14 protein-coding genes are annotated in these 12,808 nt (G+C 36.9%); all 14 read left to right on the plus strand.

Annotated elements, in window-relative coordinates; all coding sequences use genetic code 11:
- Positions 1–117 precede the first annotated feature (117 nt).
- Entirely contained in the window at positions 118–1,233 is a 1,116-nt protein-coding gene (dnaJ, locus tag ACQKNI_RS19580; protein WP_088230880.1) for a chaperone protein DnaJ, read from the plus strand.
- 28 nt (positions 1,234–1,261) lie between these two features.
- The gene (gene prmA, locus ACQKNI_RS19585; protein ID WP_088230881.1) at positions 1,262–2,200 is read left to right on the plus strand and encodes a 50S ribosomal protein L11 methyltransferase; all 939 of its coding nucleotides are present in this window, start codon (positions 1,262–1,264) and stop codon (positions 2,198–2,200) included.
- Positions 2,201–2,344: 144 nt separating this feature from the next.
- Positions 2,345–3,094, plus strand: a complete 750-nt coding sequence (locus ACQKNI_RS19590) for a 16S rRNA (uracil(1498)-N(3))-methyltransferase (RefSeq protein WP_001190159.1) — start codon at positions 2,345–2,347, stop codon at positions 3,092–3,094.
- Positions 3,095–3,100: 6 nt separating this feature from the next.
- Positions 3,101–4,453, plus strand: a complete 1,353-nt coding sequence (mtaB, locus tag ACQKNI_RS19595) for a tRNA (N(6)-L-threonylcarbamoyladenosine(37)-C(2))-methylthiotransferase MtaB (RefSeq protein ID WP_098252978.1) — start codon at positions 3,101–3,103, stop codon at positions 4,451–4,453.
- Between the two features lie 399 nt (positions 4,454–4,852).
- Positions 4,853–5,026, plus strand: coding sequence for a 30S ribosomal protein S21 (rpsU, locus tag ACQKNI_RS19600; protein WP_000048061.1), 174 nt, complete (start codon positions 4,853–4,855; stop codon positions 5,024–5,026).
- Positions 5,027–5,041: 15 nt separating this feature from the next.
- Positions 5,042–5,485: a GatB/YqeY domain-containing protein gene (locus tag ACQKNI_RS19605; RefSeq protein ID WP_000054584.1), complete on the plus strand. Its 444-nt coding sequence runs from the start codon at positions 5,042–5,044 to the stop codon at positions 5,483–5,485.
- Positions 5,486–5,593: 108 nt separating this feature from the next.
- The gene (gene yqfC / locus ACQKNI_RS19610) at positions 5,594–5,887 is read left to right on the plus strand and encodes a sporulation protein YqfC (RefSeq protein ID WP_000732263.1); all 294 of its coding nucleotides are present in this window, start codon (positions 5,594–5,596) and stop codon (positions 5,885–5,887) included.
- Positions 5,888–6,061: 174 nt separating this feature from the next.
- Entirely contained in the window at positions 6,062–7,261 is a 1,200-nt protein-coding gene (yqfD, locus tag ACQKNI_RS19615) for a sporulation protein YqfD (protein ID WP_088230883.1), read from the plus strand.
- A gap of 3 nt (positions 7,262–7,264) precedes the next feature.
- Complete coding sequence (locus tag ACQKNI_RS19620; protein WP_071712976.1) at positions 7,265–8,224, plus strand: PhoH family protein; 960 nt, start codon at positions 7,265–7,267, stop codon at positions 8,222–8,224.
- Between the two features lie 185 nt (positions 8,225–8,409).
- Positions 8,410–10,554, plus strand: a complete 2,145-nt coding sequence (locus ACQKNI_RS19625; protein ID WP_088230884.1) for an HD family phosphohydrolase — start codon at positions 8,410–8,412, stop codon at positions 10,552–10,554.
- Positions 10,551–11,021 carry an rRNA maturation RNase YbeY gene (gene ybeY, locus ACQKNI_RS19630; protein ID WP_088230885.1) on the plus strand — a complete coding sequence of 157 codons (471 nt, stop codon included), beginning with the start codon at positions 10,551–10,553 and terminating at the stop codon, positions 11,019–11,021. Before ACQKNI_RS19625 ends, ybeY begins: the two co-directional genes overlap by 4 nt.
- Positions 11,018–11,371, plus strand: coding sequence for a diacylglycerol kinase family protein (locus tag ACQKNI_RS19635; protein ID WP_088230886.1), 354 nt, complete (start codon positions 11,018–11,020; stop codon positions 11,369–11,371). Before ybeY ends, ACQKNI_RS19635 begins: the two co-directional genes overlap by 4 nt.
- A 99-nt stretch (positions 11,372–11,470) precedes the next feature.
- Complete coding sequence (locus ACQKNI_RS19640) at positions 11,471–11,869, plus strand: cytidine deaminase (RefSeq protein ID WP_088230887.1); 399 nt, start codon at positions 11,471–11,473, stop codon at positions 11,867–11,869.
- Complete coding sequence (gene era, locus ACQKNI_RS19645) at positions 11,862–12,767, plus strand: GTPase Era (RefSeq protein WP_088230888.1); 906 nt, start codon at positions 11,862–11,864, stop codon at positions 12,765–12,767. Before ACQKNI_RS19640 ends, era begins: the two co-directional genes overlap by 8 nt.
- Positions 12,768–12,808 lie beyond the last annotated feature (41 nt).

Here is a 12,808-nt window from a genome sequence, read left to right on the forward strand (position 1 = left end):
GTGTGAGGATCTTAAGTTTTTTACTTTGCATACTGTAAGTGAGGAAACTTTGTTGCAAAGCACTTTCTTTCGGTGTTAAAATTACGTTTATGTGAAAGATTCGGGGGTTGCAAATTTATGAGTAAACGAGACTATTATGAGGTCCTTGGACTTAGCAAGGGCGCTTCAAAAGATGAAATTAAAAAAGCGTATCGTCGTTTGGCTAAAAAATACCATCCAGACGTAAGTAAAGAAGAAAATGCAATCGAAAAATTTAAAGAAGTACAAGAAGCATACGAAGTATTAAGCGATGATCAAAAGCGTGCACAGTACGATCAATTTGGTCATGCCGGTGCGAATCAAGGTTTCGGTGGCTTTGGCGGCGGAGGAGACTTCGGTGGTGGCTTCGGTTTTGAAGATATCTTTAGTTCATTCTTTGGTGGTGGCGGCGGTAGACGTCGTGATCCAAATGCTCCGCGCCAAGGTAATGACTTACAATACCAAGTTACTTTAGAGTTTGAAGAAGCTATTTTTGGTAAAGAGCTAAATGTCGAAATTCCAGTAGAAGATCCATGTGATACTTGTAAAGGTAGTGGAGCAAAACCAGGAACTTCAAAAGAAACATGTAAACATTGTTCAGGATCAGGGCAAGTAAGTGTAGAACAAAATACACCGTTTGGTCGTATTGTGAACCGTCAAGCTTGTGGTCATTGTTCAGGAACTGGTCAAATGATTAAAGAAAAATGTACGACATGTCACGGTTCTGGTAAAGTGCGTAAACGTAAAAAAATTAACGTTAAAATTCCAGCGGGTATCGATAACGGTCAACAAATACGTGTATCTGGAAAAGGTGAAGCGGGCGTAAATGGCGGACCAGCAGGAGATTTATATGTTGTCGTTCATGTAAAAAATCATGAATTCTTCGAGCGTGAAGGAGATCACATTATTTGCGAAATGCCATTAACATTTGCACAAATGGCACTTGGTGCGGAAGTGGAAGTTCCTACTGTTCATGGTAAAGTGAAGCTGAAAATTCCAGCAGGAACACAAACAGGAACAGAATTCCGCCTGAAAGGAAAAGGAGCTCCGAACGTACGTGGTTATGGTCAAGGAGATCAATATGTAGTTGTTCGTGTTGTTGTACCGACGAAATTAACTTCACATCAAAAAGATTTATTACGTGAATTCGCAGGACAAGAAGAGCAGGATGATAGTTTATTCGGAAAGCTTAAACGTGCTTTCAAAGGGGAATAATGGAAATAAAAAATGGAGTTGGTAAATTGTGAAATGGTCAGAAATTAGTATTCATACAACAGAAGAAGCAGTAGAAGCTGTCTCTCATATTTTACATGAAGCTGGTGCTAGTGGAGTTGCGATTGAGGACCCAGCGGAATTGACGAAAGAGCGCGAGCAACAATATGGTGAAATTTATGCATTGAACCCAGATGAATACCCGGCGGAGGGTGTATTAATAAAAGCATACTTCCCGCAAACGGATTCTTTACATGAAACGATTGCAGGTGTAAAATCATCTATTGATGTGCTTCCATCTTACGACATCGAAATTGGTACTGGAAATATTACCGTTAACGAAGTCAATGAAGAAGATTGGGCTACTGCTTGGAAAAAATATTACCATCCAGTACAAATTTCTGATACATTCACAATTGTGCCAACGTGGGAAGAGTATACACCGTCTTCTCCGGATGAAAAAATCATTGAATTAGATCCTGGTATGGCGTTTGGAACAGGAACGCATCCAACAACAACAATGTGTATTCGTGCTTTAGAAAAAACAGTTCAGCCAGGTGACACTATCATTGATGTAGGGACAGGTTCTGGTGTACTTAGTATTGCAGCGGCAAAACTAGGTGCGTCTGCTGTTCAAGCATATGATTTAGATCCAGTTGCAGTGGAAAGTGCAGAAATGAATGTGCGTTTAAATAAAACAGATGACATTGTGTCTGTTGGACAAAATAGTCTTTTAGAAGGTATTGAAGGTCCTGTTGATTTAATCGTAGCAAATTTACTAGCAGAAATTATTCTTTTATTCCCTGAAGATGCAGCGCGAGTTGTGAAGTCAGGCGGATTATTTATTACATCGGGCATTATTGCTGCGAAAGAAAAAGTGATTTCTGAAGCGTTAGAAAAAGCTGGATTTACAATTGAAGAAGTGTTACGAATGGAAGATTGGGTAGCAATTATTGCACGAAATGCGTAATATAGATTTTAGTCTATAATGAAAAGGGGAGTCTCTCACTATAAGGTGAGGGACTTGCCGTTTGTTATATGAAAAATGATAACGTTTCGTTCTTTTCGTAAGTGTTGACTTACGAAAGGAACGAAACTCTACTAAGGTGATTATATGCAACGTTATTTTGTAGAAGAGAAATATGTAAATGAGACAAGTATTCGCATTGTAGGTGATGACGTACATCATATTGCAAGAGTGATGCGTATGTCAGCTGGTGATCACATTTATTGCTGTGTAAACGGAAAAACGGCCGTATGTTCAATTGATGAAATTACCAGTGAATTTATTAATACGGCTATTGTAGAATGGGTAGAGGCGTCAAGCGAACTTCCTGTGTTCGTCACGATTGCAAGTGGACTGCCGAAAGGAGACAAGCTAGAGTTAATTTTCCAAAAAGGAACTGAGCTTGGGGCGGCTGCATTCTTACCATTTCAAGCATCTCGCTCTATCGTAAAATGGGATGCGAAAAAAGCTGATAAAAAAGTTGAGCGTTTAAGAAAAATTGTGAAAGAAGCTGCGGAACAATCACATAGAAGTGAGATTCCAGAAGTACATGCTCCGGCATCATTTAAGCAATTGCTTTCAATGAGTGGTGAGTATGATGTTTGTCTTGTTGCTTACGAAGAGGAAGCAAAACAAGGAGAGAAATCTAATTTTGCGAAAGCTTTAACGACGATGAAACCAGGCCAAAAACTATTAATTGTATTTGGCCCAGAAGGCGGTTTAGCTGAGGAAGAGATTACAGCGCTTCGTGAACATAAATTTGTACCATGTAGTTTAGGACCGAGAATTTTAAGAACAGAGACAGCGCCGCTATATGCGCTAAGTGCTGCTTCGTATCATTTTGAATTGATGGGGTGATGATCAATGTCAACTGTTGCGTTCCATACGTTAGGTTGTAAAGTAAACCACTATGAAACAGAAGCCATTTGGCAATTGTTTAAACAAGGTGGATATGAAAGAACTGAATATGAAAAGAAAGCTGATGTATATGTTATTAATACATGTACAGTAACGAATACGGGAGATAAGAAAAGCCGTCAAGTTATTAGACGTGCTGTTCGTCAAAACCCAGATGCGGTTATTTGTGTAACGGGATGTTATGCACAAACATCTCCAGCGGAAATTATGGCGATTCCAGGTGTAGATATTGTAGTTGGTACACAGGATCGTGAAAAGATGTTAGGTTACATCGAAGAATTCCGCAAAGAGCGTCAACCAATTAATGCTGTCCGCAACATTATGAAAACACGTGTATACGAAGAACTTGATGTACCTTATTTCACGGATCGTACACGTGCGTCTTTAAAAATACAAGAGGGTTGCAATAACTTCTGTACATTCTGTATCATTCCTTGGGCGCGTGGTTTAATGCGTTCTCGTGATGGAAAAGAAGTTATTAAACAAGCGCAGCAATTAGTAGATGCAGGCTATAAAGAAATCGTATTAACAGGTATTCATACAGGTGGATACGGTGAAGACATTAAAGATTATAACTTAGCTGGATTGCTTCGTGATATGGAAGCGGAAGTAGACGGATTAAAACGTCTTCGTATTTCTTCTATTGAGGCGAGTCAAATTTCAGATGAAGTAATTGAAGTGTTAGATAAATCTGAAGTAGTTGTACGCCATTTGCACATTCCGTTGCAATCAGGATCTAATACTGTGCTAAAACGTATGCGTCGTAAATATACGATGGAATTTTTCCAAGAGCGTTTAGATCGTTTGAAAGAAGCGTTACCAGGCCTTGCGATTACATCAGACGTAATCGTTGGTTTCCCAGGTGAAACAGAAGAAGAATTCATGGAAACATACAATTTTATTAAAGAGAATCGCTTCTCTGAATTACACGTGTTCCCTTATTCAAAACGTACAGGAACACCTGCAGCACGTATGGAAGATCAAGTTCCTGAAGATGTGAAGAACGATCGTGTTCATCGTTTAATTGAATTATCTAATCAGTTAGCGAAAGAGTATGCGTCACAGTTCGAAGGCGAAGTACTTGAAATCATCCCAGAAGAGCAATTTAAAGATGGCGACCGTGAAGGGTTATATGTAGGTTATACAGATAACTACTTGAAAATTGTATTTGAAGGATCCGAAGACTTAATTGGTAAACTAGTGAAAGTGAAAATTACGAAAGCTGGTTACCCATATAACGAAGCGCAATTTGTTCGTATTCTTGAAGATGATGTGAAAAAAGAATCAGCAAGCGCATAAAGTGAAACTTTAATCAGTGGGGCCCCCGCTGATTATTAGCCTTCACCAATCGGGCTGCCCGTTAATGTGGGATAGGAAAGCATGCAAATGGAGACAGTTTGCATGCTTTCTTTTTTGTTGGGAAGTTAAATTTTTACAAAAATAATGTGTTAAGTGAGTAGTTTTTTAGTGCAACTCTGTATTAAAAACGATGTAATGATAAAAATATGGTTGTATTCAGGGGAAAAGGATAACGGCTATTTTAAAAAGGAAGAGCATCTATTCTTCTTTTATTCTGTCAAATAGTTGACCTGAAGTGATAAAATGTATTATAATCGTAAAAGACATGCTGAAGAAGTGTTTCTTTTTGCATGCTGAAGTTAGTATGTAAGTGTGATGTTTCGGAGGGAGGGAAAGAGAATGTCAAAAACAGTCGTTCGTAAAAACGAGTCTTTGGAGGATGCACTTCGCCGTTTTAAAAGATCGGTTTCTAAAACTGGTACACTTGCTGAAGCAAGAAAGCGCGAGTTTTATGAAAAACCAAGTGTAAAACGTAAGAAGAAATCTGAAGCGGCAAGAAAGCGTAAATTCTAAGAGAGGGTGTAAGTTATGAGTCTTCTCGGTCGTTTAAACGATGATATGAAACAAGCGATGAAGAATAAACAAAAAGAAAAATTAACCGTTATTCGTATGGTTAAGGCTGCTTTACAAAATGAAAGCATTAAACTGCAACATACTCTTACTGATGAAGAGGAATTAACAGTTTTAGCTCGTGAAGTAAAACAGTATAAGGACTCCCTCCTTGAATTTAAAAAAGCTGGTCGTGAAGACCTTGTTGATAAACTGCAAAGTGAAATTCAGATTTTAAGCGCATATTTGCCGGAGCAATTAACGGAAGAAGAATTAGCGAATGTAATTAAGCAAGTTATTTCTGAAGTTGGTGCTACATCTAAAGCAGATATGGGTAAAGTGATGACTGCTGTTATGCCGAAAGTAAAAGGTAAAACAGACGGATCGCTAGTGAATAAGCTGGTTATACAGCTATTAGCATAAAAAAACGTCTCATTTCGTATGAGACGTTTTTTTATGCTTTTTTTCAGTTTGGACGTGATATTGCAAGCTCTTTTTTCATACATATGGGATGAGAGGAGGTCTTTTGAAATGAAAAAATTAGAACAAATGAAGAATTGGTTAACGAAGCAAATAGACCTGCCAGTGGATGTGCTAATGGATCTACCTCGGATTACGCTTGTTGGGCAAGTGCATATCTATATAGAAAATCATCGAGGTTTATTAGTATTTTCAGATAAAGAAGTGAGGTTGTTGTTAAAGCATGGTCAGCTATTAATTAAGGGAAAATCCTTTGTTATTAAAACCATCCTTCCGGAAGAACTTTTGCTTGAAGGGATAATTGAACAAGTGACGTTTTTAGAAAACGAAAAGAAAGAAGAGTGAGGGAAACTTCCGTATGTGAAGTTTTTCTTCTTTATTCTTGTGAGTCGACTTTACTATTCAGTTTATCGCTTTATTTAGGGGTGGTAAAACTCTGTATTTCATTTTCGTACGAGCTATTTTTAATTAACGTGAAAAGTAGTGTGTCTACTTTTAGAAAGGTAGTGAAGGTAGTAGATGAAAAACAAATGGTTTATAAAGTGGCTTGGGTATGTAAAAGTACGAATTGAAGGTAGAGGAGCGGAACGGTTCGTTAACGAATGTGTACGTAGAAAATTATTAGTTTGGGACGTTAAGAAAATTGCTGATGAAACGTTAGTTTTTTGTATGTTGTTACGAGATGTGAAAAAAATAAAACCAATTTATCGAAAAAATGAATGCAAATTATATTTTATTGGGCGTTACGGTTTTCCTTTTTTGAATAAGCGTTTAATTAAAAATAGTGGATTCTTAATTGGGTTTTTAATTTTCTTCTTTGGTATGATTGCATTATCAAATATGGTTTGGAAAATTGAAATTACAGGAGCAAAACCTGAAACGGAATATATATTGATGAAAGAATTGGACAAAATGGGTATTAAAAAAGGGAAATTACAGTTTCAAATGCCTAGTGTAGAAGATGTACAGCGTCATTTGACAGATAATATTAATGCAATTACTTGGGCGGGGTTAGAAATAAGAGGAACGACATACCATTTTAAAATTGTTGAAAAAAATGAGCCGAAAAAAGAAAAAGAACAACAAGCACAAAATTTAGTGGCAAAAAAAGAAGCGATTGTTACAAAAACGTTTGTTGAAGTTGGAAAACCAGTCGTCCTGAAAAATGATCATGTAGAAAAGGGGCAGCTTCTCGTATCAGGAATATATGGTAATGAGGAGAGTCCGACGATTGTTTCAGCGAAAGGTATTGTATATGGAGAAACGTGGTACACATCGCATGTGAATGTCCCGCTGAAGACACAATTTCAAGTATATACTGGTAATGCGTATAATGAATATTTTCTTAAATTTGGAAGTGCGAAAATAAAAATATGGGGATTTCAACATGATAAGTATAAACGTTCGCGTATGGAAAGTGTAAAACACGATGTGAAATTATTTGGTTTTACATTACCGATTGCATACGAAAAAGATATAGTGCGAGAAGAGGAAGAAGCGAATCGAGAATATACCGAAAAACAAGCAATGAAAGTAGCCAAAGAGATGGCAGAAAAAGAACTAAAGAAAAAATTGGATGAACATGCTATGATTGTAAGTGATAAGATTTTGAGTAAAGAGGTTGAGGCGGATCAACTAAAAGTTACATTGCATTATACGGTAATCGAAAATATTGCAGAGCCACAACCAATATCTGAATCCGATATTCAAGGAGACTGAGTAATGGCAGAACAATTAGTAGAAATGAACCAACAACTGGAAAATCCTAACGAAGCAATCGCTCTTTTTGGAGTAAATGATGCTCATTTAAAAGTAATTGAAAGAGAACTGAATGTATCGATTGTAACTAGAGGAGAAACTGTTCATGTATCTGGAGCAGATGAAACTGTGACACTCGTAGAAAAAATCTTACAGCAATTACTTGTTGTGATTCGTAAAGGTGTATCAATTACAGAAAGAGATGTCGCGTATGCGATCCAGCTCGCGCAACAAGGGAAAATTGCTCAATTTGAAGAGTTATATGAAGAAGAAATTTTTAAAACTGCAAAAGGTAAATCGATTCGTGTAAAAACGATGGGGCAAAGAAGATATATTCATGCAATGAAGAAGAATGATATTGTATTTGGGATAGGACCTGCTGGGACTGGTAAAACATACTTAGCTGTAGTAATGGCTGTCAGAGCTTTAAAGCAAGGGTATGTAAAGAAAATTATTTTAACGAGACCTGCTGTAGAAGCTGGAGAGAGCTTAGGTTTTTTACCAGGGGATTTAAAAGAGAAGGTAGATCCGTATTTACGTCCATTGTATGATGCACTGCACGATATTCTTGGACAAGAATATACGCAACGTATGATGGAGCGTGGAGTGATTGAAATCGCACCTCTTGCTTATATGAGAGGGCGTACGCTCGATGATTCATTTGTTATTTTAGATGAAGCGCAAAATACAACGGGTGCCCAAATAAAAATGTTTTTAACAAGATTAGGTTTTAGTTCTAAAATGGTTATTACAGGAGACCCTTCGCAAGTAGATTTGCCAAAAGGGGTAAAATCAGGACTTTCTCTTGCTTCTAACATTTTATCTGGTGTATCGGGTCTTTCATTCATTACATTAGAACAAACGGACGTTGTAAGGCATCCACTGGTGCAACGTATTATTGAGGCATATGATAAAATGGAATGATCCTATTTGTCAGGATCATTTCTTTTTGTATGATAAGGTTGGCGAATGGTAAATTTTTTACTATCATGAAAGAAGAAGGAAATAAGCGATAGATGACGTGTTATTTCGAAAGCGTCGCTGACTACAAGAAATGAAAGCTATAAATAGTTTCACTTTATTTCTGGAGAGGAGAAGGTATTGAAATCATGTCAAGATCTCAAGAAATTTCTAAGTGGTTTCGTAATTTTCAACATTCGAAAAAACTAAGTTGGATTTCTTACGTTGTATTAGGAGCGGTACTGTTTTTTGCACTGATGAATAATGTAAAACCGGAGCAGTTAGATGTTGAAATATATTCTATTGCGAAAAAGACAATCCATTCTCCTGTAAAAATTGAAGACAAAGTTACAACGGAAAAAAAGAAAAAAGAAGCTGCTACAAAAGTTGAAGATCAATATACATATAAAAGTGAGTATAAACAAAATAAAGTAGATATTGTGAATGATGTCTTTGCAAAAGTAGATGAAGTGGTGCAAGAGATAAAAGCTATTGGACCAGATGAACAAAAAAAAATAACTGACGCTGAGAAAGTGGACAAGTTGAAAAAGAAATTACCTGTCGAATTAACGAAAGAATTATCTGATTCGAATTTACTGAACTTGATTAATGCGGATCCGAGCCAGTTAGTATTAGCGAAAGATGCAGCGGTTACAGCTATTAATAGTATCATGAGCGGGCATATTAAAATGGACGAATTGAAGGATGCAAAAGATCGATATGTAAGTGAGATGAATAGTGTTAATGTCGATAACGGTTTAAAGGACTCTATTAAGGCGTTAGGGAAATATGCGATTTCAGCGAACTACTTTTATGATCCGACTTTAACAAAAGAGAAGAGAAAAGCGGAGGAAGACTTAGTTCCGCCCGTCTATATTCTGCAAGGACAAGTTCTTGTTAGAGAAGGTGAAACGATTTCAAGTGATATGTATAATCAGTTGAAATTAGTCGGCTTGTTAGAGAAAGGTAATAGCTTCCAACCATATGTTGGTTTAGTGGTACTCATCGGTGTGTTACTATACTTTATGCATAAACAGTTTGAAGTATTTTTACAGCGAAAAAGAGAAGATAGACCGTATATTTTAGCGTATGTTACGATTTTGTCTATCACGATTGTTTTAATGAAGATCATTAGTTTATTTCAAAAGCTTGAATATGCAGGGATTGCATATGTTGTCCCAGTTGCGATGGGGACAATACTTGTAAAATTAATGATTGGTGATCGGTTTGTATTTTTAACAAGTATGATTTTTTCTGTGTGCGGAAGTATTATGTTTAATGAAGGTGTAACAAGTACACTGAACTATAGTGTAGGTATTTATGTGTTATTAAGTTCATTATCAGTGAGCATTTTCTTGAGAGAGGAAAATCGTCGTACGATGATTTTACAGGCTGGTATACTCGTGTCTGTATTAAATGTGGTCGTATTGGCGGCGTTGTTATTATTACGTAATGGGAATTTTTCACCTCTTGAAATTGGTACGCAACTATTAATGGCTTCCCTTTCAGGGATTATTTCTTCGGTTCTTGCTATGGGGATTTTACCGTATTTAGAGGGTGGGCTTGGAATTGTATCCAGTATGAAACTGATGGAACTATCAAGTCCGAATCATCCGCTTTTGCGTAAAATTTTGTTAGAAGCGCCAGGGACATATCACCATAGTGTAATGGTAGCGAATTTGTCTGAATCAGCTTGTGAAGCGGTTGGAGCAAATGGTGTATTAGCTCGTGTAGGGGCATATTATCATGATGTAGGAAAAACAGTGCAACCACAATTCTTTATTGAAAATCAGATGGGAATTGAAAATCCGCATGATAAATTAGACCCTGTAACGAGTAAAGATATTATCATTGCTCATGTAACGGACGGGGTAAAGATGCTCGAAGAATACCATATTCCGCAAGAAATTATTGATATTGCGGGACAACATCATGGTACAACGTTACTTAAATATTTTTATTATAAAGCGATGAAAGAAGATAAAGAAAAATATACAGAAGAGATGTTCCGTTATCCAGGGTCAAAAGCAACTTCTAAAGAGTCGGCAATTGTTGGTATAGCTGATAGCGTAGAGGCTGCGGTCCGTTCTATGAATCACCCTACGCCAGATCAAATTAATAATTTAGTGCAAAGTATTATTAAAGATCGCCTGCAAGATGGACAATTTAGTGAATGTGATTTGACATTTAAGGAACTACAAATCGTTGGAAAAACGTTATGTGAAACGTTAAATGGTATTTTCCATTCGCGTATTACATATCCGGAACCACCGGAAGAGAAGGAGAAAGAATGAGTTTATTAATCGATTTCATTGATGAAACAGAAGAAGTGCAAGAGGAATATGTGGGTTTAATTCGTGAGATATTAGAAAAAGCAGCTCAAATGGAAGAAATAGAGGATGGTGCGGAGTTATCAGTGACATTTGTAGATAACGAGCGCATTCGTGAGATTAATCGTGATTACCGAGATAAGGATCAGCCTACTGATGTAATTTCCTTTGCTATGGAAGAAATGGGCGAAGGGGAAATGGAAATTGTAGGTGCAGAAATGCCGCGCATGTTAGGAGATCTTATTATTTCTATTCCGAGAGCGAAAGAACAAGCTGAAGAGTATGGACATTCTTTCGATCGTGAACTTGGCTTTTTAGCGTTACATGGCTTTTTACATTTGCTTGGTTATGACCACATGACAGAAGAGGATGAAAAAGAAATGTTTGGAAGACAAAAAGAAATTTTAGAAGCATTTGGATTAGGACGATGAAAAAAGGAAAACTTATAGATAGTTTTGGATATGCTATAGCTGGTATATTCTTTTGTCTTCGTCAGGAACGAAATATGAAAATTCATTATTTAGCCGCAGTCATTGTTATATGCTGCGGCTTTTATTTCCATATTACGAAAATAGAGTGGATAGTATTACTTATTGTAATAGGAAGTGTAATGAGTCTAGAAATGGTAAATACAGCTGTGGAAAAAACAGTGGATTTAGCGACTGCCGATATTCATCCGTTTGCAAAAATTGCCAAGGATGTTGCAGCTGGAGCGGTTTTATTATTTGCAATAATAGCCGTTGTAATTGGTGCTATTATCTTTTTACCGTATATGGTATAGTTGCATTCCAAAGCTTTTCTTAAGTCTTGGAAGAGCCGTAAAGGCCTTTAATGAAAGAATGTATCTATTCACAGCTGTGAACAGGAAGGATGCGGGAATATGAATAGTAAACAATTAATTCAAGAAGCAATCGAAGCGCGTAAACAAGCGTACGTACCATATTCAAAATTTCAAGTAGGTGCAGCATTATTAACACGAGATGGAAAAGTATATCGAGGATGTAATGTTGAGAATGCGTCATATGGCTTATGTAACTGTGCAGAAAGAACAGCTTTATTTAAGGCGGTTTCTGAAGGAGATAAAGAGTTTGTAGCTATTGCAATTGTAGCAGATACAAAGCGTCCAGTACCTCCTTGTGGAGCATGTCGACAAGTTATGATAGAATTATGTAAACAGGATACGAAAGTATACCTATCAAATTTACATGGTGACGTTCAAGAGACGACAGTTGGAGAATTGTTACCAGGAGCATTTTTAGCGGAGGATTTACATGAATAGAAAAGGTTATAAATCAGGTTTTGTCTCTATTATTGGCAGACCGAATGTTGGGAAATCTACATTTTTAAACCGTATTATCGGCCAGAAAATTGCTATTATGAGTGACAAGCCACAAACGACTCGTAATAAAATTCAAGGTGTATATACAGAAAATGATTCACAAGTAATTTTCATTGATACACCAGGAATACATAAACCTAAACATAAACTAGGCGACTTCATGGTGAAGATGGCTCAAACGACATTGAAAGAAGTTGATATTGTCCTGTTTATGGTCAATGCAGCTGAAGGATTTGGGCGTGGTGAGGAATTTATTATTGAGAAATTACAAGAAACGAAGCAACCGGTATTTTTAGTAATTAATAAAATTGACCAAGTTCATCCGGAGCAATTACTAGAGTTAATTGATCAATACCGTAAACTACATGAATTTGCAGAGATTGTACCAATTTCGGCATTAGACGGTAATAATGTGGAATCGTTAATTGGAGCAATTAAAAAGTATTTACCAGAAGGACCACAATACTATCCAGATAATCAAGTGACAGATCATCCAGAGAGATTTATCATTGCGGAGCTGATTCGTGAAAAAGTACTTCATTTAACACGTGAAGAAGTGCCGCATTCTGTAGCTGTTGTTATTGATGCGATTCAAAAGCGTGAGGGCGGGGCAGTCTATGTAAATGCAACAATCATTGTTGAACGTCCATCACAAAAAGGGATTATTATTGGAAAACAAGGTAAGATGTTAAAAGAAGTCGGGAAACGAGCTCGTTTTGATATTGAAGCACTACTTGGTTCTAAAGTATTTTTAGAAGTATGGGTAAAAGTGCAAAAAGATTGGCGTAATAAGATGTCTCATCTTCGTGACCTTGGTTTCCGTGAAGACGAGTATTAAAATAGAGTAAAGCTGTAATCAGTGGATGGGTTGTTCATCCG

The sequence above is a fragment of the Bacillus sp. NPDC094064 genome (assembly GCF_050279585.1).
GTDB lineage: Bacteria > Bacillota > Bacilli > Bacillales > Bacillaceae_G > Bacillus_A.